The organism is Lentzea sp. NPDC054927 (assembly GCF_053610285.1).
The window spans coordinates 33,299-53,185 of the sequence record NZ_JBSGXZ010000001.1; the positions used below are offsets into that span (position 1 = coordinate 33,299).

10 protein-coding genes are annotated in these 19,887 nt (G+C 60.7%); 5 read left to right on the top strand and 5 right to left on the bottom strand.

The genetic code is table 11. The features are described 5' to 3' along the window. Positions 1 to 36: 36 nt before the first annotated feature. From ACWGE0_RS00200 to ACWGE0_RS00215, 4 genes are all read right to left on the bottom strand, one after another. Positions 37 to 1,050, bottom strand: a complete 1,014-nt coding sequence (locus tag ACWGE0_RS00200) for a tyrosine-type recombinase/integrase (protein WP_452258673.1) — start codon at positions 1,048 to 1,050, stop codon at positions 37 to 39. Next, positions 1,047 to 1,364, bottom strand: a complete 318-nt coding sequence (locus ACWGE0_RS00205) for an AbrB/MazE/SpoVT family DNA-binding domain-containing protein (RefSeq protein ID WP_452258674.1) — start codon at positions 1,362 to 1,364, stop codon at positions 1,047 to 1,049. The genes ACWGE0_RS00200 and ACWGE0_RS00205 overlap by 4 nt, the downstream gene beginning before the upstream one ends. 857 nt (positions 1,365 to 2,221) lie before the next feature. Further along, positions 2,222 to 3,067 carry a hypothetical protein gene (locus ACWGE0_RS00210; protein ID WP_452258675.1) on the bottom strand — a complete coding sequence of 282 codons (846 nt, stop codon included), beginning with the start codon at positions 3,065 to 3,067 and terminating at the stop codon, positions 2,222 to 2,224. A 46-nt stretch (positions 3,068 to 3,113) separates the two neighbouring features. Next, a complete protein-coding gene (locus ACWGE0_RS00215; RefSeq protein WP_452258676.1) occupies positions 3,114 to 4,316 on the bottom strand; it encodes an HNH endonuclease in 1,203 nt (400 codons plus the stop codon). A 319-nt stretch (positions 4,317 to 4,635) separates the two neighbouring features. Here ACWGE0_RS00215 and ACWGE0_RS00220 point away from each other — a divergent pair, with 319 nt between their 5' ends. Together ACWGE0_RS00220 and ACWGE0_RS00225 are read left to right on the top strand one after the other, a co-directional pair. Further along, entirely contained in the window at positions 4,636 to 6,783 is a 2,148-nt protein-coding gene (locus tag ACWGE0_RS00220; protein WP_452258677.1) for a molybdopterin-containing oxidoreductase family protein, read from the top strand. A gap of 151 nt (positions 6,784 to 6,934) precedes the next feature. Beyond that, the gene (locus tag ACWGE0_RS00225) at positions 6,935 to 9,139 is read left to right on the top strand and encodes an NACHT domain-containing protein (protein ID WP_452258678.1); all 2,205 of its coding nucleotides are present in this window, start codon (positions 6,935 to 6,937) and stop codon (positions 9,137 to 9,139) included. A gap of 27 nt (positions 9,140 to 9,166) precedes the next feature. On the opposite strand, the gene ACWGE0_RS00230 is transcribed toward ACWGE0_RS00225, so the two are convergent. After that, positions 9,167 to 9,823, bottom strand: coding sequence for a DUF6875 domain-containing protein (locus ACWGE0_RS00230; RefSeq protein WP_452258679.1), 657 nt, complete (start codon positions 9,821 to 9,823; stop codon positions 9,167 to 9,169). Positions 9,824 to 10,947: 1,124 nt separating this feature from the next. On the opposite strand from ACWGE0_RS00230, the gene ACWGE0_RS00235 reads away from it, so the two are divergent. From ACWGE0_RS00235 to ACWGE0_RS00245, 3 genes are read left to right on the top strand one after another with little or no spacing between them, the layout of a single operon-like run. Next, a complete protein-coding gene (locus ACWGE0_RS00235; protein ID WP_452258680.1) occupies positions 10,948 to 13,017 on the top strand; it encodes a hypothetical protein in 2,070 nt (689 codons plus the stop codon). Further along, positions 13,007 to 13,927, top strand: a complete 921-nt coding sequence (locus ACWGE0_RS00240; protein ID WP_452258681.1) for a hypothetical protein — start codon at positions 13,007 to 13,009, stop codon at positions 13,925 to 13,927. The genes ACWGE0_RS00235 and ACWGE0_RS00240 overlap by 11 nt, the downstream gene beginning before the upstream one ends. Positions 13,928 to 13,945: 18 nt before the next feature. Continuing rightward, complete coding sequence (locus ACWGE0_RS00245; protein WP_452258682.1) at positions 13,946 to 19,435, top strand: DEAD/DEAH box helicase; 5,490 nt, start codon at positions 13,946 to 13,948, stop codon at positions 19,433 to 19,435. Positions 19,436 to 19,887 lie beyond the last annotated feature (452 nt).

Sequence of the window (19,887 nt, forward strand, 5' to 3'; positions counted from 1 at the left end):
GCGTTGAGCGGGCAGCCCTCGACCGATCTGGACGAGCTACGTAGTCAGCGGGTGGTGTTCGTCAGTGAGTGCGGCGAGTGCTGCGGCGACTTCTTCAAGGGTGGCGCGGATGTAGGTCGTGGTGCTGCCCGCGTCGGTGTTGGTGTCGTTATGCCCTGCGAAAGCGCGGGCGACGCCGTAGCCGAATTGGCGCTCGACCCACGTGAGCGTGGTGTAGCGGATCCAGTGTGTGCTGACGCCCTGCTTCGCGGCCCAGGGCAGGTTCTCGCCGACGCGGCTCCAGAGGTGGTCGTAGCGGTGGTAGGTGATCTGTCGGCCGTCCGCGTAGCGGAGGAGGCGTCCATTCATGGGTGCGCCGCGATGTTCGACGTGCTGGAGCAGGTGCCACATCAGCGTCGGCGAGACAGGCTGCCAGCGTGAGGTCTCGCCCTTCTCCCGGAGGTAGACGAGACACTGCTCCTCGTCGAGGTCCCTGGGACGCAGTGCCAACGCTCCGCCCCGGCGGGCCGCGGTCTCGGTGTGAAACCGGACGATCAGCGAGTCGAGTTGGGGATCGTTGCCGGTTGTCGCGACGACATCGTTGAGCTGGTCCATCTGCTTGCCGGACAACGCCCGTCGATTGCTGGGCTGGCGCCGGGGCTTCGGAACCTTGGCGGCGGGGTTGGAGCGTTCGTCGATGAGCTCGTCGCTGACGGCGTGCCGGTAGAGGCAGCGCAGGGCTGCGATGAGGTGTTCGGCGGCGGAGTTGCCGTTGCGGGTGTTGCGGCGGACGGTCAGGTTGGCCTTGATGTGCTGGACGAGCCGGTGGATGTCGGTCGGGGTTCGGTCGCTCAGCGAGATGTCTGCCCACTGGTCCAGCACGCGGTTCCAGTACGGGCTGTAGGCGCGGCGGGTGCCGTCGCTGACAGCTGCGGCCACGACCGGGATGTACTCGCCGAACGTGGGAGCCGGCGGCTTGACCGAGTTGAGCAGGTCCTCGGCGGTCACGCCCATCCGGTCCAGAACCAGACGCGCGGCATCGAGCTCGGCTTGGGTCGGCGCGCCGGTCATACCTCCTCACCGCCTGGCAGAACGGCGAGAAGCAGCTCGTCCAGTGCGACAGGTGAGAACACCGTGATCGTCTGACGGTCGATATGAGCCGTCAGGAGGACCCGGTCCCCGGAACTCAAGCCAGCGACACGGCGGGCGTCGGCAGGGATCCGGAGATAGCCCTCTTTGGTGAGCTTGAAGACGCCGTGAGAGTCGGCGGCCACGACCAAGAGGCCGTCGTGTTCGCGGATGCTCAGGCGGGTGCCCGCGTCCCAGTCCAGCGCGACGGTGATGTGGCGGTCCGCGACTCGGCCGCGTTGATCTACGGCGGCCATGCGATACACGACGTTCGTCTGCCGGAGCGGCCGTGATGCAGGGACAGCGATAAGCGGGAGCGGCTGACCGGCAGCGCGAGTGGAGACGCCCGTCGTATTTCCTGGGCCGCTGCGGGGAACGATGGGGCGGATGTAGGAAAGGGTCATCGAACGCCACCTGCATGTGGCGCCGAAACGCAAAACAGGTGCTCAAGTGGACTTGAGCACCTGCCACGCAGTTGTCGCAAATTTGCGACATTTTCGTGTCCGAGGGCGAAGTCGCACACTATTCACCCACGTAGCCCTACCTGGCCCTGGGTAGCCCACCTGGCCCGTCCGGCACATGAGGCCCGTCCCGCGGCGGTCACGCGGGACCGGCCTCATGTCGTGGAACTGGGCGCCTCTACCTGCAGACATGTGACGGCGGGACGCGGGACAGCCTGAACCACACATGTCCTGGCGCAGGGAGACACGCCTCGGGTCGGGTAGATGAGAGCGGTCGCGCTGCCGGGACGGCTGACGCTTGCTGAAGGGTCGTTGGCGCACTTGCGTCCTGCGTGGCGGGGTCCGCTACAACCGCCGTCGACCACACCATGTACGGCACCGCACGCCACCGCCACCCGATCGCAGAGCCGGGACATGGACCCGCAAGTTGCCGGCGAGTCCTCGGCGGCTGATCAACGAGTGCGAACCTGCAGTAGCTCCGGCCCTTACACGCCCCCTGCAGGCGCTGGAGCACGCCATCCACGCCCTGGACATCTTCCGCACTCTCGACGACCCGGTTGGGAACCTGGGCGCTCAACGCAGTTCCTTCTTGCCAGTACTGCTGTACCTTGTCAGTCGCGTTCGTCAGTTCCGGTCGTATGTGCTCCACCTTACTAATCAACATCTCCGTGGCGGCGCTCAGAGGCCATGATTGTGGTGGCGGCCTCGTCAATCGCCTTCGTGGATGGCAGATGTACTTCGCCGAACTCGGTGGCTCGGTCAAGCGTGATGTCAAGGTAGTGAAACCCGGGACTTGCGCCACGTAGGAGATCCTGGACTCTCTTTTTTCGGCCTGCCCCCTTGCTTCGGAAAAGCTCGTTCGATACCCAGAGGCTGATTATTATGTCCCCCATCCAGGCGTCCGTCCTGAAAAGAGCATCGGCGAGCGGGTGTACCCGCAGGTCCACGCCCCGTGAGCGCAGTGCAATCACGGAGTAGACCTCGCGCAAGAAACTATAGTAGGAGAGTCCAATGCGCCATTTCAAGGATTCTCCGGCGATCCGCGGACTGACTCCACTCCTTTCGATTACCTTCTTCCGGTTTGCAACCTCCTTTCCGAACAGCTGATACCCTTCCTCCTCCTTGAAAAGGAACTGGTAGAAATCTTGCCAGTAGGGTAAGTGACCTCTTGTCTCCATGAGATGATGAAAAAGATGAGTGAAGGCGAAACTTGGATACCAGTCCCGCGCCTTTTTGACCGACTTGATCGCGGCTTTCTTGATGTCGCCTAGTGGGTGCTCGGTTGCCGAGCACACCTCCTGGACGTCCTGTGGAGTTAGCTGGTACAGCACACACGTCGTGTGCTCGCGAACGAGGTTCACCACATGGCGCCGTTCAGGATCCCCCTGCCAGCGTCGGTACTCACTGTCCATCGTCTCCGTTACAACGAACTTGGCCTTCACCTGATCGAACGAAGTTGTGATGCTCGTCTGGGTCCCACTCGGCAGCTCATTGGTCACGCAAGGCAACATAGCGACGAGTGCTCCAGAGCGGAGGTGCTTGTCGTTATCCGCGGTAGACGTTGGCGCGGTGCCATGTGAAGTAGTGCTGCGAGCTGGTGCGGTGTGCTCCGCAGGGACGTCCGTGCAGCTGGTTCAGGTGATCGCGCAGCCGGCCGCGGAGTCCGTCCTCGAACCACGAGAGAACGCGACCGGTGTCGTCCACGGTGATGTGGCCGGATTCGAACAGGCTGTCGCAACCGAACGTGCATGCCAGCATCGCCACGTTGGTCAGGTCGTTGCGCTCGTCGTCGGTGCACAACGATCGCTTCTTGATGTGCGCCGCGACGAGGAAGTCCCCTGGGTAGTCGTGTCCGCACAGGTCGCAGGGTGCGGCGGTTCGGCCGCCGAGCAGCACCCTGCGCAGTTCCCTCTGCTCCTTGCGGGTCGTGACCTGCGCGCTGCCGTCGAGCACGGGGAACCGCCGGATGCACACCGGGAACTTCTGGTCGTGCAACGTGACCATGGCTGGCCGGCGAGAGACAACTGTGCCCGGAATGGTCGCGAGTACAGCTCCGACGAACGAGGAACGGTGCCCGAGCTCGTCGACGCTCACGAGTACCGATCCCTGCGCGTGCAGCTTCTCCAGGCCGGCCTCGACATCGCGAACATCGACCCATTGCCCCTGTGGTGACCGGTCGGTGGTCACCCGTACCTGTTTCTGGTTGACCTCGACGATGGTGTTCACGCTGCCGGTCACCGTCTCGATGGGATCTCCTATGAGCAAGCGCAGCAGAGCCAACGCGTCCGGTGCCTTGCCGCGGTTCGCCGGTTGTGCCAGGTCCGCGGCCAGACGGTCGGTATCGTCGGCGGCGTATCCAGGCACCCGCAGCCTGAGTCGGATCTGCTTGGTGGCGTTGCCGTCCGGGTTTTTACCGATCTTTCCCTGTGCGCGGCCCAGCTTCTTGCGCAGCGCCTCGATGTCGGGCGTCGTCGCCAGAACGACCGGCGACTCGACGATCGTGCGTTCCGTCTCGGGCAGATGCTTGACCGGGGTGGAGTCCACGACCCCGCTGTCCAGTACCGCGCCGTGTTCGCGAAGGCGGTGGAGCAGCAGCTCCAGGGCGAGGTTGTACTGGTGGTTGCGGCCGTGCGGCCTTCCGTTGACCTTGCCGCCCGCACTCTTCATGACCAACGCGAGGTGGTCGCCGTCCGCCTCGATCTCGAACTCCGCGTTGAGCACGGCGCCGGCGTCGTCTGTTGCGCGCATGCCTTCGTCATCGGCGCTTGCTACGACCGAGTTACCGCAGCCATACGCCAGCAGATGATGCCTGAGTCTCCTTGCCCTGGGCTGCGGCCTGCCGAGGAGAATCGTTGCGCGAGGTGTTCGCAGGTCCGCCTGAACCGAACCACCGCGCATCGGTAGAACCAAACGGTGGGCGGGCGCAAGCCATCAGCAGCAGACGGTTGAGGGCTAGAGTTCAGCTTAGGAGGACGATGGAGTGGGATCAAGTCCGCGTGGCGATTTGGCATCGCCGTTCAATAGTGATATCAAGAATCAAGAGGACAAATTGAGTGAAGCTTCGAATGTGACCAAGAAGCGTACAATCTGTGGAATATGTGAAGCTTCCTGTGGACTTATTGCAACCGTGGTCGACGGGAAGCTCGCAAAAATAGAGCCAGACGCTGACCATCCAGGCTCAGGCGGATACGCCTGCGCAAAAGGTTTGAACTTCGACGAAGTGGTTTACGATCGTGACAGAGTGGTTCACCCACTGCGTCGTCGCGAGGATGGAACTTTCGAGGAGGTCGAGTGGGAGGTTGCACTCAAGGAAATATCTAAAACTCTTCGAGGGATCGTAAGGAAGGACGGTTATGAGGCCACTGGTCTCGCATGGGGAAACCCGATGGCATGGAACTTCTCGGGATACATTACGACGATAGGAATGGCTGCAGCATTAAAAACGAAGCACGCGTACTCGTCGTCTTCTCTTGATATCAATAACTATTGGGCCGCCGCTCACATGCTATACGGTGATCCGACTGTAAACCTACTACCGGATTTCGCGAATACAGACTTTGCCTTGATCATTGGAGCGAATCCCATGGTTTCGCGTGGAAGCATGGTCACAACCGGGAGAATCGCTGAGGTGTTGCGGGAAATACCGAAGCGAGGTGGTCGCGTGGTGGTTATTGATCCACGGAGAACTGAAACTGCGAAGCTCTTCGAGCATATAGCAATCCGGCCAGGGGCGGATGCATGGCTATTGGGAGGAATCGCAAAGATCATTATCGACGAACAACTCTATGACGCCAAATTTGTGCAACAAAGCACAACGGGATTTGACAGCCTGCGCGCATCGCTAAACGGGTTTAACCTCAAACGCGTAGAATCTGAAACAGGTATTCACGGTAGCAGCATAACTCTGCTTGCGAGGAATTATGCGGCGTCTCCGCGCGCTAGCGTATACGGCCGATGTGGTGCCTCGCTTGGTCGGCACTCGACACTGACCAAGTATCTTATCGATGTACTATCTATTCTTACCGGGAATTTAGACCGGCGCGGAGGCATGATCTTCGGTGTGCCCGTTTTCAATATTGCGAAAGGTGCACGCATTCGAGGTCTATCTGGACGTGGGCGATGGCGAACTCGTGTTGACGGCGTACAGGAATTGATGGGTACGGCACCAATGGTGTGCATGCCGAGAGAAATATCCACCCCAGGAAGGGGTCAGCTACGCGGCCTCATCATGTGCTCCGCGAATCCAGTTACGTCGGCGCCGGGCTCAGCTGAGTTCGAGGCTGCTCTCAAAGAGCTGGAGTTGCTGGTTTGTATAGATCCGTATATCACCGAAACCACACAGCATGCACACTGGATTCTCCCTCCATCGCTGTGGCCCGAGCGCGAGCAAATGCCCATCTTCACTCAACAGCAAGCAACTGTGCCTCATGCGCAGTGGGCGAAACCCGTGATAAATCCGCCTACGGATGTGCGCGACGACTGGTGGATCCTCGACCAAATATCACGGAGAATCGGAATCAATCCTTCGCTTCTTCCTGGAGCGCAACTGCTGGGAAGGATTGGGTTTAGACCATCTCCTTCTGCGATCCTTAACATGATCCTCCGAATAGGAAGTTTCGGTGACCGTTTCGGACTGCGGAAGGGGGGACTCAATAGAGGAATGCTGCAAGAGCACGGTGGTGGAGTGAAGCTGGCTGACGAGTGTCCAGTCGGCGTGCTTCACCGCAAGATCCAGACAGGTGACGGCAGAATACGCCTGCACCAGAAAGAGATCCTCGCTGAAATTGGTCGAATGGCCACAAATTCCGAATCGATTGACGACGAACGGCTTCGTCTATTTAGTATCAGGCAAGCGCGCTCACACAACAGTTGGCTCCACAACATCCCATCATTGGTATCGCGCACCAGAACGTGTGCGGCGAGGATTAACCCGATAGACGCGAGCGCCCTTGGCGTTAGGTCGAGTGAAGACGTGCGGTTGGTATCAGACTGGGGTGAAATAGTTGTCCAACTCGACGTGACTGATGAGATAATACAGGGTGCTGTCGGATTGACCCACGGTTGGGGACACGGCGGATTGTGGGAACAGGCGAGAGAGGCGGGCGGCGCTGGCTACAACCGATTGACATCGGCGGGTCCAGGTGATTTTGATAGGCCTTCTGGAAACGCAGTTTTTAATGGCATCCTTGTGCGCATCTTGCCCGTCAGAAGGTGAAAATATCTGGTGTCGTCACCTCGCTATGAAGTGTCCGGGCACACTCACTGGCAGACGGAAATTCCAGACCAAGTGTAATTATCGACAAATCATTGCCAAGAAGTGGCTGATTTGTTACTTCGTGTCGGAACTATGCAAGTAGCATCTTCGGATGCGGAAGTGGTCGATCGGAAGAGTGGTCGCTGTCGTCGGCGGGTTAGCCGCGATTGGATGCACCTGGTGGTTGCTTCAAATCAGCACAAGAGGTGCCGAGATCGCCAATATCATCGCCCTTCCGGTTGCCGCTGTGAGTGTTGTTGCTGGTATATTGGCATTAAAACCGTTTTCTATTCGAGATGCTTCGCGGAGTGCGACGATATGGCCTGCAGACGTCGTGAGTGAAGCTCTCGATCGGCTCGCTGAACAGGTCAAGTTCCAGTGGGAAGATGAAGAAGCATCTCGCAGATTGCATGATCCACACCCGCTGAATGTACGTGTCTCTGCAGCCGCACGCGAGCTAGGTGACCATTCGCAAGTCGTCTTCCTTGATCGAAACAAACGCCGACCAGCGGCCCTCAATGGCGATCTCGCAACCATCAGCGAGGTATTTGAGCGTGTGTCGACTGGCCGTGCTGTCTTGATAGGGGCCAGCGGGTCAGGCAAAACCGTTTTAGCAATGAGACTGACGTTAGCACTGCTGGAGAAAAGACCGAAGGATGCTAGCGGGGGCGGTGTACCTGTTCTGTTCCATATGGCCACTTGGGATCCAGCCGAGTGTTCTTTGAGAAGGTGGATGGAATCGGAATTACGTAGAAATTATGCGCACCTGAATCTGACTTCTCCTCAGGGTGAAAGTTTGGCAGCCAGGCTATTGCGGACCGGTCAAATAGTTCCGGTTCTCGACGGCATGGACGAGGTTGCCGAGAGCGCCCGAATCGACGCGGTACGCGCCATTAATGCCTATCTTCGTCCGGCGCAGAGAATCTTTGTGACCTGTCGATACAAGGAGTACCTTGACGTCATCGCCCGCGGAGATGTGATTACTGGTGCTGCGGTGCTTCGCGTGGACGCGTTGAAACTTGACGAATCTATTAGGTACCTCAAGTTGACAAGCAGAAGCGAGGCTGAATCACAGTCTAAGTGGACGGATTTGAATACAGAGCTACGACAGGTTTCGCCTCCTATGATAGTAGAGGCACTTAAGATAGTGCTGTCTTCTCCGTTGATGCTGAGCCTGATGAGAGTTGTATACAGCGAGAGTGATCGGAATCCGGGCGAGCTGTTGCAGCAGCCGCCTAAATATAGGTCGGTGACTGAGTGCGTGCGAGCCATCGAGGAGTCGCTACTTGATCTGTACATTCCGGCGGTGATCAGCACGGCTTCCTTTGCCGGCGGAAACGACCACCGACAGACATTGCCATCAAACTCGCACTACTTTACCTATTTGGCGAAGCATCTATCGAGTTTAGGTACCTACAACATCGCGTGGTGGGAGCTGTATAGGGCGATTGGCAAGCCGATATTTGGACTTGTTATAGGCTTGACGCTAGGCTTGCCGATATTTGCGCTGGCCGTGGTGGATGCCCTTCTTCCTACCTGGCCATGGCAGGAGGCTCCACGACTCATCTTAATATCAGGAGGAATCTTCTCTTTGTCTGCAGCAATCGGAGTTGGACTTCTTACTGCGCATGGCTTTCATGTTCGCCCTGCTCTGATTAAGCCTAGCTTACGCCGAAGATCTCTCGTCGAGATTTACCGCGTGGGAGTCGAAGCCCTCCGGGGAAAGTTAGTGGTAATGAGTTGGATCGGCGCGTTTGAACTAGGCGGGATTGCCCTGGGGGTTATGTCATATCAATTGACCGGGCGACCGGAAGCTTTTATTGTCGGTCCCGTTGGATCCGGAGTAATTGCAGTCGGCATGCTAGGTGCCGTAGTGTTCGTGTTAGGCTTGAATGAGCCTGTCGACCTGAATGCAGCAGCAAGTCCAACGAGGGTTCTAGCCTTAGATAAGGTTAAAGCAATTTCGCAAGGTATTTCCCTGGGGGCAGCTGGCGCCACCATGTTTTGGGGTGTGGGATCCTTCTGCTTCTATCCGCTCTTCGGCGTCTCTATGTGGCTGGTATTCAGTTGGCCTGTGTTCTTTGCTTTGTGGGCGTTGACGATTCTGGTGGGCGCGACTGTCTGGGTGACGCTCTTTTCGGCGTGGGGAATGTTTTGGGTTGCGTCGAGGTGGCTCGCGTTCCAGGGGCGACTACCGGGCGATTCGATGTCGATGTTCCAACATGCGCACAGGCTGGGTATACTTCGTATTTCTGGACCGATGTACCAGTTCCGTCATGCCAGACTGCAGGATCGACTGACCGACTCGTCGCCATGACGGGCTAGAGCTGGCAGTAGAGGGTCCTCAGGATCTTCTTCTGGTCAGCCATTTGTCAAACTCTTCTAATCGAAATTCCCGAGTCTCTGGCGATAATTCGAGGCTTGCAAAGATTCGTCGGTCCTGCGGCAAGAGGTTTCGCACGAGAATCATGGGAACAGGGCTTCTGAGTGTTAATTCTCCGCTGTGCGTGAGAGATCGACGAGTTCTCTCTTGGTGGAAAAGTCCAAGCATTAGACCTTTCTTTAGGGCTAGTGTTTTGAATGTTTCTTGTTGTTGTTCAAGTTGAGCGTATATCCGCCTTGTCGCGAGCAAGAAAAGTATTCCGGTTATATGGTGCAGTCTCCCGGGCCCTGATTGTGGCAGTAATAGATCAAACGCATTTATGGCGTCTTCCGTTGATTTTGCAATCGTTGAAGGATCGTCTCCTTCGTTGTGCAGCCTTAAGTGTATCGTGTCGAGCCTGGTCGCAGTCGAGGCCCAAGGGCAAATAGGTCCAAGATGTTCCTTGCCGGGGATTTCTTTGCTAATGTAATCTTTGATCCACTTGGCTGCGCTATCGACGACATTACTGGCGTCGCCATGAAGGTGCTGTTGTAAGTCAGAGACTGTGCGGAACGCCTGATTCAGGTTTCCTTGTTTGTTGGCCAGGGGTTCGTCTGGCCGTGGGTAGTGGCCTGCCATTTTTGGCCTTTCGGTGAGCTTTATCGTTAGTGGTCCACTGAGCAAGATTTCTCGTGGTCGATCGACTCTGGCGTCGCCGGTCGGCGATTGATCATGCAGTCAAGCTAGTGCTCTGAAAGCATCAGTTGGAGTTGATGTTAGACGTCAGAGGGCTGAGTCGTTGCCTGGATAGTCGTCACTCTAGTTCGGCCCGTTACTGCCATAGGGAGCTGAGTGATAGGAGTTTCATATGTGCTTTTGGCCGGTTGCTGGAGTCGGAGGACTCTGTTCGCCGGGTCTTCGAGGTAGTAAGGAAGTCCACTGACTCATGCTGTGCTGTGCGGTTGTCGTCGCGCATGGTGTGTTCAGAACTCATGGGACGGCTGGTTCGATCCTGAGCGTGTTGCGTTGATCCTGCGGTTTGGGGCCGACGCGCTGGAGTGCTTCGGACCAGCGATCATGGGCCTGTTTGGCACAACGTGAACTCGCCCTCTAAGGCGCATTTGAGGAAGACAAACCTGGGTTACGAGCCGGTGTTGCCTTCGTTGACGTCCTTGACTAACAGACCTCTCATGAGAGCAGGACCACCGAACATCGTGCAGGCGGAGAAGAACGTCTCGTCGTCCGTAGATCAAGTGCCGCGTCGCGGGCGCGATGTTAAGGCTCACCTCTGCGTTCACGACATCGGTGTGGTCAGGTGTACCTGCTCTGTTCAGCGAACGTGGGGCGGTTCCGCGACCGCCGGTGTGAAGGTGCCTGCGAGCCGGTCAGCTCGAGTTGTAACACGCGAGCGGTGAGCGCCGAATGTCAGCGCAAGAGCAACCCACGGTGCATGCACGCGCACCCCGCGCACCGTGTGAACAAGCAGGCGGTGTGCAGTTGTGAGGTCATGACCGCTGACGGCGCAAGCCAGTGTATGAGCCACACGAGTGTGCACCCCATGTGCCATGGCGGTGCCACTCAAGGAGACGCGGGTGCGCTCGCATTGCCACACAGCACTGTTGCGATCGGCCGAGCTGCCGTTACTCAAGTTGCGCCGGTCGGCTATCGGAGATTGCGGGCGCTGTAGCGGCGTCACGCGAAAGAAAGGACGGGGAGGTCGTCGCGAGGTGCTGTCACTGGATACGCCTAGCATCGAGGCACGAGTGAAGACGGCGGATTACGGGTATTGGCAGCAGCTGCTCGCCGAGACGTTCCTTACCCGCCCGATGGTGCCTGTTGTCTTGTTCATCGACGACGACGAGCTTCTACGTATCGCACCGGCCGACCTGAATCCAGCCGACTCTCTGGCCGCTGCCGTCGGTGAGTTGCTATTTCTCAGCGGTGGACGTAACACCTTCAGTCGTGTGCGCCACATGCAGAAGGTCTGGCAGCAGGGTGATCAGACGCTGCCGCCGCCCACGCTTCCAGTACTGGCGTTGAGTGTCCTTGCCGCGTCTCGGATGCACCGTGACTCCGAAGTAGCTGCAAACAACTTCTATACCCGCCTGGCTCAGGCTCTTGCCCCACATGCGTCTCAAGAGGCGACGGCGAACGTCCGGGCCGCGCTGAGAGAATCAGGCGCGTTCGCCGATGTGGCTGACATGTGGAGAGTGCTCGACCACTGGCTCAAGAGTCTCGGTGGCGCCCGCGGCATCTCGACAATCCGCGATCATCCAGGCTTGACTCGCATCGGCTACCCGCTCTCGCAGGCAGTGCTGAGGCGTTCTGATCGTGCCCGGCTGACCAGGTTCTTCGCGAAGCTAGACGTGAGTACTGCCGGCGTACCTGGTACCAACGCTCTTCTGTCGTATCTGAAAATGTGGATGTCAACGCCGCGTGGTCTGAGTCCGGCCTTCCAGCAGCTGGTCAGCGATCCGCTGCAGGCGGAACTTGTGGGTCAGCTGCTTGTCGGACTCGCCGAAGACTGGGATGGGCGCGTCATCACCGCGGATGGTCTGCGTCGCCTGGACATCAAGCTTGCCCTCGACGTCAAACGCCAGCGGGTCAGCTGGGTGATCACGACAGCGGACGGGGTAGACGAGGACGTCTTGCGGGGTGAGATCGCAGGCAAGCAGTGTGAGGTGGCGATCTTCAGGGATCCGTACAGCTCGCTGTACACACTCGACCGCGACTTGCCGGCAACTGTGCAGGACCTGACGCGGGGACTTCGCTTCGCAGGACAGCAGTGCGCCGCGCGATTCTCGCCTGCGGAGGTCCTCGTCTTCGCCGAAGATCCTGACGTGGGTTGCTGGCTTTCCTGCCAGTCGGTCAACCCGCATGAGGAACACCTGATCGCTGCGCGGGACGACGTTGCTGCCGGATTGGAGCGCGTGCTCGTTGAAGCTGCCGAACCTGGCTGGCGGCCGGTCGGCCGGTCAGGTCCGGCACAGCTGTTGCCGGGCTGGAAGCTGTACAGGTCCGTGGTGTTCGGTGATGCGGGACGCCTAGATGCCGCGCTGAGCCGGACACCAGTGCTGCGGACGAGCCCGGTGCGTCCGGACCTGGTTGCCCGGCCGCAGCTCACGAATGGATTGCGGCTGGCGCGTCACGTCACCCGCTTTGCCTATCTGAGCGGCGGCGAACCCGATCTGCTCCTGCCTTCAGGGCAGCAGTCCCGCACAGTGGAGGCTGCGCTCGACGGAGTGGTGCAGCAACCATCGTTCGTCGCGTCGGGCTTCCCGATTTCCTTGCGGCGCATAGGTCCGCTGACCGCAGATAGACACGAGTTGCGTGTCGACGGGGAAGTACTGGTCTTCCACGTGATTGACGCGGAGCCCAGCGATGACGGATCGAATCGGGGCGAGCTTGGCTGGGACGGCAATGCCTCTCTCTCCGACGACCAGGATCGCTTCGAAATCTGCGGAGCTGAGGTTCACGGGCCTCCTGACAGCGAGCCCGTGCTCGCTCGCCGAGGTCAAGACGAGACCTGGCTGTTGCGCGAGGACGGCATCTGCTCGCAGATAGAAGAGCCAGAGCCTGCCGAGGTGCTGGCGCGGGTCTACGGAATCACGCCGTACTACTTCGAGGTGACCACCACTCCGTCGGCGGCATGGCTCGCGCAGCGACGTGGCGACGCCTGGCAGGTCCGTTTGCTGCAGCCGAACCGGCCCGCCTTCGGATACTTGGATGCCGTATCCGCGTCGTTGTGGGCACGTATATCTGGACATGAACAGCCCGCAGAGCCGTTGTGGGGCAAGTATCTGCTGCAGTGGGAGCGTCATTGTGGACGCTGAGTTGATGCTGCGTTGGATGAGTGAAACAGGCGCGGGCAGCATTCGCGACCTCGGAGACAAGCTGCGGTGGCTGGCACGCACATCGGATCTGAGCATCCACTCGTTTGCTGGCGAGCAATGGGTACGTGACGCGTCCTTGCTGGCACATGCCGAGGTGAGGTGGGACGCGGACCGCTGGGCCATCGCCCCAACCGTGATTACCAGGCTTCCCGCTGCTGACGGCTCAGCTGTCGTGGCCGGCGCAAGACCAGCCAGCCTGCGTGAGCGGCTAGAGGAAAGCAACGTCTCATTCCTCGCCTGCACGGCAGAGCGCGTTGCTGGCTATCTGCCCTCGCCGGAGACGTGGATCATCCAGTTCGACGACGTCGCGACGCTGCAGAAGATCGCGGAGGAGGCCGGAGCCGTCTACGGAGGCTGTGCCGCCGTGCGGCTGTCCAACCGCCTGCCCTCGCTTGCGCTGGGCAGTCCCGCGGCGCCTCCTTCGGCGGTCGCAGTGGACCTGGACCAGCTGCAGCCAAACGGCCAATTCAGCTCAGCCGAACCGAATCCGACCCGGGACGGCCTGTACCGCATGCGCGTGAACAACCGGCGGGTACACCTGTACCGACACGACGGCGACTGGTACCACTGCGATCGCTCGACGGGTATCTACGTGGTTCTCGCTCGGCGCGGGACATCTGTCCTGCGGTGGCGTCGTGACAAAGGTCGCGGGCGCGAGACAACCGGCACGCTGTTCGTGGACCGGAGCGCCCCGCTGCCCGTTTTGCATGCGCGAGCCGCCACGTTGTGCAGCGGATTTACGCCTCGCCTCAACCAGGCCGCGCAGACCTTCAGCTACGGCAACGTACCTCGCACAGTGGCGGGCCAGATTGCGGTATCGCTAAGCCAGAACCTCGAAGAAGTTAGATGAACGGGAAGCGAGCAGCGAGTGAGCTCTCCGCACGATGAACCTCAGCGCCACCTTGGCGCGCTGGCAACCTTCCAGCGCCTGCGGGATGCGTACTTGAGGTACTACGACACGCCCTTCGGGCTCGCTGACCGCCGACTGGAAAAGGAGCGACGCGACCTGCTGAACCGCGATGGGGGCATCTACCGCCTTCCTCTGCTTGAACTACGGCAGGAGTACGTGACCGCGCAGCGGTCACTCGCAGAATCCGCCGCAGCCGCTGGCGCGCCACCCGAGCTCGCGGATTTCGCGAACGCGGGCCTCATCCCAGTGGGGCGCCCGCTCTACCAGCATCAGGAAGAGGCCCTCATCGCAGGCCTGACGCGTGGTCAGAACATGGTGATCACCGCCGGCACGGGCTCGGGCAAGACGGAGTCGTTCCTCCTGCCCCTGCTGGCGACGCTCTTGGAAGAGTCCAAGCAGTGGCAAGGCGGGCTGGCCGAACCCACGAAGCCTTGGTGGCGGTCGGACACTGCACCGTTCACTGAGCAGCGCAGCGGCGAAACCGGGCGCTCCGCAGCCGTTCGCGGCCTGATCCTCTATCCGATGAACGCGTTGGTGGACGACCAGCTCACCAGGTTGCGCAAAGCGCTCGACAGCGACATGGCGAGACAGTGGCTGGACGCGAACCGCCGCGGCCACCGGTTCTACTTCGGCCGCTACACCGGCGCGACGCCAGTGACCGGCAGTCCGGCCAACTCGCTCGCAGTGAAGGACCTGCGTACCTACCTGCGCGAAACCGAAAAACGTGGTACTCAAGCGCGTGCGGAGTCCCTCGAGTTGGGGCGGGAGGAGGTCCAGTACTTCGTGCCGCGCCTCGACGGCGCTGAAATGCGTTCGCGGTGGGACATGTCGGCAGCACCGCCCGACATCCTCATCACCAACTACTCCATGCTCAACGTCATGCTGTTGCGCGAGCGTGACGGGCACTTCTTCGACTCGACGCGCAAGTGGCTCGACGAGAGCGTGGACAACCGGTTCACGCTCATCGTGGACGAACTTCACATGTACCGCGGTACAGCTGGAACTGAAGTCGCCTACTTGATCCGCACGCTGAAGAGCCGTCTGGGACTAGACCAGCGGCCCGGACAGCTGCGTGTGCTGGCGGCGAGCGCATCGTTGGATCCACATCGCGACAGGAGATACCTGCAGGAGTTCTTCGGCGTGGATGCCAGTACCTTCCGATTCATTGCCGGTGACACCGTAAGGCCCGCCGATGGGGCGGGCGGGACACCGGCGGACGCGGTGAAGATCGCGGCCGCGGCGCCGGGCCACGCCGCGCCGCTGGCACGCGAGCTCGGCGTTGTCGATGCCCTGCGCCGTGCGTTCTATGACCCTGCTGGCGAAACCGGTACGACTGCTGTCGCCAAACCCGCAGCGGCCCTGGCCAGGCGGCTGTTTCCCGATGGCCAGCCGGAGATCGCCGAGTCAGCTCTAGAGCGGATGCTCGACGAACTTGCACGAAACCCGGAGCCTGGCGACCCGCGGTTGCGAGCACATCTGTTCTTCCGCAACGTGCCTGGCATGTGGGCATGCACCGACTCTCGTTGCCCCGACGTACCTGGAGGTGCTTATCCAGATCGCACTGTGGGCAAGCTCTACTCCGAACCAGTCTCTCGCTGCAGCTGCAGTGCGAGAGTGCTCGAGTTGTTGTACTGCCAGAACTGCGGCGACGTACTGCTAGGCGGGTTTGCGCCCTCAGGAGCCACACAACGCTCCAGCGTGGACACCATGCTCTTGGCCGACATCCCCGAGCTGTCCAAACTGCCAGACCAGGTCAAGCTCGACCGCACCGCTGCGAACTACCTGGTCTATTGGCCTCGTGCTGCCGCCACACTGACCCAGCTCGACGACATCAAGTGGACCGCCGACAAGAACGCAGTGAGCTACGCGTTCCGCCGCAGTGTCCTAGACCCGCGCAAGGGTGAACTGCGCAACGATCCGGATGGGTTCACCGGCTGGAGTTTCCACGTCACCGCCAGCCGGAACAAGGCCGGCAGCGTCCGGATCAACCCGGAGGTACTCAGCCCGTATCCCACCCGTTGTCCCTCGTGCGGAGACGATTGGGAGATCAAGTACGGGCCCGGGCCGCTCCCATTGACTGATCGGAGGCGGCAGCGCTCGCCCATCCGCGGGATGCGCACCGGTTTCGAAAAGATCAATCAGGTGCTCACGACTGAATTGGCTACTGACCTCGTTGAGGACGAGCGCAAGGTCATCGTGTTCACCGACAGCCGCCAGGACGCCGCGAAGCTCTCAGCTGGCCTGGGACTGCGCCACTATCAGGACCTGCTGCGGCTGCTCCTCTACACACAGCTGCGACAAGGCGCCAGTTCCGCCGACGATGTGACCTTGGCACGCGAACATGTCGTCAACGGCGTTCGCACCGAAGCCTCGTTCCTGGCGTTGCGCCGCTTGCGTGAACGCGACAACGCTGCCTTCAACGCCCTGCGTGATGTCTGGGAGGGGGCACCAGGCACCACTCCGGAGCAGGAACGATCACTCGCCGCGCAGATGGCACGGCCGCTCACGCTCGCGGAGTTGTCCGGCGCCCTAGCCGGTGACCTGTTGTCGATGGGAATCAACCCCGGTGGTCCCCAAGCCAGCTTGCAAAAACGGGGGTGGGGCGCCACCTTAGTGCGGTGGACCAGTTTGTACGACTGGGAATCGAAGCCGCCGAGGCCTCGAGGAAACCTGAGTTCTGAGCAAGACGCCCTGCTGTCCTCGATTCAGGATTCCTTGCTGACAGAGATGCTCAACGGTCTGTTCTCGGGAAGCGGCAGGGACTTCGAGTCGCTTGGACTGGGATGGTTGTCCGTCGACGACGACCAGGAGCCTGCAGACTCGTCTCCAGACACGCCAACTGCGTACACCAGAGCTGCGTTGCGAGTCCTGGCTGACCAGCGGCGCTTCAACGGGTTACGCGACGGAAGGCCCGAACCCACCACCAGGCTGCGTGACCTGTGGAAAGAGATCGAACACCGCGGCGGTCCAGCTATGGACGACATGCGCGACATGGTCATCGCCAGGTGGGGCGATGCAGTGCGCGACTACGTCATCGATCCCCGCAAGGTGACGCTGCGAGCAGCAACTGGACAAGCTTGGACGTGCACCTCTTGCCAGCGGCAACATCTCAACGTCGGGTGCGGCAGATGCACGAAATGTCATGCCCCTTTGCCGACAGAACCTTCCGTGTTGCAGACCGAGGACGACTACTACGCGTGGAAGGCCATCAGCGGGGACGGGTGCTTTAGGCTCAACTGCGCTGAGCTCACGGGGCAGACCGATCGCATCGACGCACAGTCGCGGCAGTCACGATTCCAAGGGGTCTTTCTCGAACGGGACGAGTACGAGCTGCCCGATGCGGTTGACCTTCTCTCGGTCACCACCACGATGGAGGCAGGTGTTGATATCGGCGCGTTGTCGGCGGTGGTGCTAGGCAACATGCCCCCGACGAGGTTCAACTACCAGCAACGTGTCGGACGCGCTGGACGCCGGGACACACCGGTAGCCGTCGCACTGACCGTGTGTCGTGGCCGCAGTCATGACGAGTACTACTTCGACCGCCCGGAAGCGATCACGAACGAGCCGACGCCCAAGCCGTACCTGACGCTGGACCGGAACGAGATCTACACCCGGTCACTGCGCAGTGAGGTGCTGCGTCTTGCCATGGCGGACATCTCTGCTGACATCATCGGAAACGGTGAGGCGCTGGACTTCACGGCGAATGTCCACGGCCAGTTCGGGCTGGTGTCCGATTGGCCCAGACTGCGTGTTGAGCTGGACAACTGGCTACGCAACAACATCGAGGTTGTGGAGCGTGCGGCAGCAGCGCTGGCAGGACACACTCCGTTCGCCGGCAGCTCTGCAGATGTAGCACGTGCGTGTAGTGAGCGCCTTGTATCGGTCATCGATGAGGCTGTGGACGCGCCAGCTGGGCATCATGAACTGAGCCAGCGGCTCGCCGGCCACGGAGTGCTGCCGATGTTCGGATTCCCGTCCAGCGTCCGCTACCTGCATTTGCAACGCCCGAAGAAGGCGTACCCATGGCCACCGCCTGGCGTGATCGACCGTGACCTGGCCATGGCTGTGGGGCAGTTCGCGCCCCTGAGCGAAGTCGTTCGCGACGGCGAAGTCCATCCAGTGGTCGGCATAACCGCATTCAAGCCCATACGCCCCACCCCGAAGCCGGAAGCCGAGCCACTGGGACCGCAGCGGCAGATCAGCGTCTGCCGCTCCTGTTCTTACCTCACGGAGGCGCCATCCAGCACCGACGACCCGGTGGACGCGGCTGATTGCCCGCAATGCGGCGCACCGCCCGGCACCTACAGCACGATGCCGCTGAGGGAGCCGCTCGGATTCCGCGCGGGCAAGGCTCGTGACTTCGACGGCAACTTCTCATGGTCGCCCAAGTCCATCTCGTCGCGCGCGCACACTAACCTCGCTGCCCTCACTCAGGTTCAGCAGAAGGCCGCGGTCGTCTACTCCGGACCTGGCCGCCGATTCGTGATCAACGACAACAGCGGTCAACTGTTCGCCTTTAGCGCTGTCTCAGACGACAAGTTCGACTGGGGCGGGTACGTCTCACTCGACGCGATCGAGAAGGGCCTGCTGCACCCGAACGCCGCTGGTGGCGATCCTTTCCACGTCGCCCTCGGCGCAGTGCAACCAACAGACTTCCTGTTCCTCGGGCCACAGCGTTCCACTTCGGACCACGGGATTAGGCTTGACCTGTCGGTCAGCAGACGACAGCCTTCAGGCGCGCGAGACTTGGCCGACGGACGGCGTGGAGCGTGGTACTCCCTCGCGTTCTTGCTGCGCACCACGGCGGCAGCCCTTCTAGACGTGGAGCCACGGGAGCTGAACGCCGGAATCTACGCTGGGAACATCAATGGCACGCCAGTCCCGTTCGCGTTCATCGCGGACACCCTGGAGAACGGCGCCGGGTTCAGCAGTCACCTTGGCAGCGAAGCGGTGCTACCCGATCTCCTGAGCCGCATCGACGTCTATATGGAAGAACTGTCTGAGGCTGCCCACGCCACGGAGTGTGACTCTTCGTGCTACAGGTGTCTCCGCGACTACGGCAACATGGCCTACCACGCACTGCTCGACTGGAGGCTGGCGTCCGACCTGTTCGGTGTGCTCATGGGGCGAGGTCTGCGCATTCGAGTCGCCGAGGAGTCCAAGGCGCTAGAACGATGGGCGAAGGCGTACAGCGCAACGATGCTCGAGGGCACGCCGGCAGCAGCGGCCCTGTACAACGATCCCTATGTCGGTGAATGTGTGGTGATTGCCCGCCACCCGTTCGAAGCATCCGATCGCGCCCTCCTGGCGCCACGCCTTGCTGACATGCTTGCGGTGGCCAAGGCTCAGCATGCCGAGGCTGTGGTCGTCTTCATCGACACGTTCACCCTCGATCGAGATCCTGGGCGAGTAGCCGAGATGTGCGAGGAGGCAGTCAATACTTATTGACGGCAATACCTTTATGGGAGCCTTTCGGGATTGGCGAGCGAAGTCCTGATCACCTATGTATTTTCGATGCCCGAGGACGAAGTCGCACACTATTCACCCACGTAGCCCTTCCTGACCCCGAGTAGCTCCATGTGGCCCGTCCAGCGCATGAGGCCCGTCCCGCGATGTTCAGGCGGGACGGGCTTGCGCATTGCGTCTGAGGGGCGCACCAGCAGGTATCCGCAGAGGGACAGGGGACAGCCTGATCCAGACGTGTCCCGTCGCGGGAAGACGTGTCTGAGGGGATGGTGGGAGTCGTGTCGCCGGGACGGCTCCGTGGCCTTACGCAGACAAGTCCGCGCAAGGCCAGCTCGGCTGGCGGAACGCGCGACTCCACAACTCCCGGTTGACCGGTCCAGGCGTCGGCGTGGATCGCCTACCATCTTGAGGTGGACGAGCTCGACATTGTCGAG